This is a genomic window from Kineococcus vitellinus (assembly GCF_009906315.1).
Taxonomy (GTDB): Bacteria; Actinomycetota; Actinomycetes; order Actinomycetales; family Kineococcaceae; genus Kineococcus; species Kineococcus vitellinus.
In genome coordinates this window covers 1-3155 of the sequence record NZ_JAAALL010000397.1, presented here as the reverse complement: position 1 = coordinate 3155, position 3155 = coordinate 1, and the positions used below count along the sequence as shown (strand labels likewise).

Genomic DNA, 3155 nt, shown 5'->3' with positions numbered 1-3155 from the left:
GGGCAGGGGGGCGCTGTGCCGGCCGGCGGCGGCACCGGACTCGGCGCGGTCGGCGGCGGCCAGCAGCGCCTCGAAGTCCAGCGCCTCGCGCTCCTCGCCGTCCTCGGCCGCTCCGGAGCGGGCGGCGGGCTGCTCGCCCGCCCCGTCCACGGAGCCGTCCGCGGCGGCACCCTCGACCTCGACGGTCACCTCGTAGCGCTCCTTGGTGAAGAAGCCGGCGACGCCGCCGGAGCGGATCCGCTCGGCACGCACGACGCGGGCCGCGCCGCCGTGCTCCTCGCGCACCTGCGCGAGCAGCTCCTGCAGGTCAGGTCCCTCAAGAAGCAAGTGCATGGACACCGCTCACCGATCCAACCGTCTCGATCCGGGGGTGGTTGCTCACGTCGTCGTAGGACAGGACGTGCAGGCGGCCCACGGCCACCTTGAGCAGGCGCCGCAGGGGCGCTCGCAACGGGGGTGCGCACACGAGCACCGCGCTGATGCCGTGCTGTTCGGCACGTTCCAGGCACGAACTTGAGGACGTCACCAGGTGCTCGGCGGTGGCCGCGTCCAGCGCCAGGCTGGCGCCGTGCTCGCCGGGGCGCAGCGACTCGGCCAGGGACTGCTCCAGCAGCGGGTCCAGGGTGATGACGTGCAGGACGCCGTCCTGCTCGTGCACGGCGGCCACGGCCGGGCCCAGCGAGCGGCGGGCGGCCTCGACGAGGCCGTCGAGGTCGGAGCCGGCCTTCGCCTTCAGCGACAGCGCCTCGAAGATGCGGGCCAGGTCGCGGATCGGCACCGCCTCGTCGAGCATCGCCTGCAGCACCCGCTGCACCTCGCCGAGCGTCAGCACGGCCGGGGTGAGCTCGTCGACGACCGCCGGGTGGGTGCGCTTGAGCGCCTCCACCAGCGAGCGCACGTCCTCGCGCGAGAGCAGGCGCGGGGCGTGGCTGCGCACCAGCTCGCCGAGGTGGGTGATGAGCACGCTGGCGCGGTCGACGACCGTGGCGCCCGTCAGCTGCGCCTGGTGGCGCAGCTCGGCGGGGATCCACTTGCCGGCCAGGCCGAAGACGGGCTCCACCGTCGCGCGCCCGGGCAGGCCGTCGAGGTTCTCGCCCAGGGCCAGGACCTGCCCGGGCGGGGCCTGGCCGCGGCCCACCTCGACACCGGAGATGCGCACGGCGTAGGTGGACATCGGCAGGTCCAGGGAGTCGCGGGTGCGCACCGGCGGCACGACCAGGCCCAGCTCGAGGGCGATCTTGCGGCGCAGCGCCCGCACCCGCTCCAGCAGGTCGCCGCCGCCGGAGGTGTCCACGAGGTCGACCAGGTCGGGGGCCAGCACGACCTCCAGCGGGTCCACCCGCATCTCCTCGAGCAGGTTCTCGGCCGCCTCGCCGGGGTTGACCGGCGCCGGGGTGAGCTCGGCGAGCGCCTGCTCGCGGGCCGCCGCGGCGTCGCGCTTGGCCACGCGGGTCGAGGCGAAGATCGTCAGGCCGCCGACGAGCAGGAAGGGCAGCTTGGGCATGCTCGGGATGAGCGCCAGGACGATCGCGGCGCCGCCGGCGATCTGCAGCACCAGCTTCTGCTGGCCCAGCTGCTTGATGGCCTCCGAGCCCATGTCGCCGGTGGTGGTGGCGCGGGTGACGATGAGGCCGGTGGCCACGCTCAGCAGCAGCGCGGGCACCTGGCTGACGAGGCCGTCGCCGATGCTCAGCAGCGCGTACTTGTTGATCGACTCCGCGGGGCCGAGGCCGTGCTGGACCATCCCGATGGCGAAGCCGCCGATGAGGTTGATGAGCACGATGACGATGCCGGCGACGGCGTCGCCCTTGACGAACTTCGAGCCACCGTCCATGGCGCCGTAGAAGTCGGCCTCGGCGCTGACGTCCGCGCGCCGCTGGCGCGCGGTGGCCTCGTCGATCAGACCGGCGTTGAGGTCGGCGTCGATGGCCATCTGCTTGCCGGGCATGGCGTCGAGGGTGAAGCGGGCGCCGACCTCGGCGACGCGCTCGGCGCCCTTGGTGATGACGACGAACTGGATGACGACGAGGATCAGGAAGATCACCAGGCCGATGACCAGCGAGCCGGAGATCACGAAGTGGCCGAAGGCCTCGATGACCTTGCCGGCGTAGCCGTCGGAGAGCACCAGCCGCGTCGAGGCGACGTTGAGGCCCAGCCGGAAGAGGGTGAGCACGAGGATCAGCGAGGGGAAGACGGAGAAGTCCAGCGGCCGCTTCACGAACATCGTGGCCAGCAGCGCCATCAGCGAGACGGTGATGTTCGTCGCGATGAGGAAGTCCAGCAGCGCCGCGGGCAGGGGCACGACGAGCAGCAGGATGATGCCGACGACACCGATCGGCACCGCCATCTGCGAGAGGTTGCGAAGTCGCACTGCACCGCCTGTCGTTCCGGTCACCCTGTCGGGTTCCCTCGTCCAGCGGCCCGTCCGTGGCCCTGCTGTCGCCGTCCTGGCTAGTGCCTCCTTCGGCAGGTCCGGTCCCGCGCTTGAGCCGCCCGTCCGGGCGCACCCGTCCGGGCGACCGCTCCCGGCGCTCCCCGCACGCCCCCCGGACGCACGACGCCCCGTTCGTGATCTTCCACGGTGCACCGCGGAAGATCACGAACGGGGCGGGCGCTCCGGGCGGGGCGCCCGGAGCCGGGGGCTCACCAGGAGCCGACGGTCTCCGCGGCGGCGCTCAGCGCCTTCTCGATGGCCTTGGCCAGGGCGGAGACGACGAACGGCTTCGTGAGGTAGGTGGCGCCCAGCGCCTCGCCGGCGGCGATGTCCTCCGGGCGCACCCGCGCCGACAGGAAGATCGCCGGCAGGTGCGCGTGCTCGGGCTGGGCGCGCAGCGCCCGCAGCACCTCCAGGCCGGTCATGCCGGGCATCGCGACGTCCAGCACGACCACCTCGGGCGCACCGCGCTCGGCGACCACCGCGAGCGCCTCCGGACCGGAGGCGGCGGCCACGACGCGGTGGCCGAGGCCGCGCAGCCGCAGCTCGACGAGCTGGCGGATGTCCGGGTCGTCCTCGACGACCAGCACTCGTGCCATGGACGACTCCTCGGTGGTTCGGCCGCCCGCCCTGGTGGCGGCGGCTGGTGGACAGGGTCCTGGGAGTGCCATCGGCGGCGCCGCGGCGCGCCTTGAGCCCGGCGGGGTCCCGCGCTCAGCCG

2 protein-coding genes and 1 pseudogene are annotated in these 3155 nt (G+C 73.6%); all 3 read right to left on the bottom strand.

Translation table 11 applies throughout. The features are described 5' to 3' along the window. Nucleotides 1-339 (bottom strand): annotated as a pseudogene (locus GTQ99_RS21460) (hypothetical protein); the annotation flags it as partial. Continuing rightward, complete coding sequence (gene flhA / locus GTQ99_RS21455; RefSeq protein WP_240897912.1) at nucleotides 317-2347, bottom strand: flagellar biosynthesis protein FlhA; 2031 nt, start codon at nucleotides 2345-2347, stop codon at nucleotides 317-319. The gene flhA and the pseudogene GTQ99_RS21460, both read right to left, overlap by 23 nt. A 296-nt stretch (nucleotides 2348-2643) precedes the next feature. Next, a complete protein-coding gene (locus GTQ99_RS21450; protein WP_166617727.1) occupies nucleotides 2644-3033 on the bottom strand; it encodes a response regulator in 390 nt (129 codons plus the stop codon). Nucleotides 3034-3155 lie beyond the last annotated feature (122 nt).

Bases quoted from the DNA above. Each gene is read 5' to 3' on its own strand.
- flhA (WP_240897912.1), bottom strand. From the start codon at position 2,347: ATGGCGGTGCCGATCGGTGTCGTCGGCATCATCCTGCTGCTCGTCGTG.
- GTQ99_RS21450 (WP_166617727.1), bottom strand. From the start codon at position 3,033: ATGGCACGAGTGCTGGTCGTCGAGGACGACCCGGACATCCGCCAGCTC.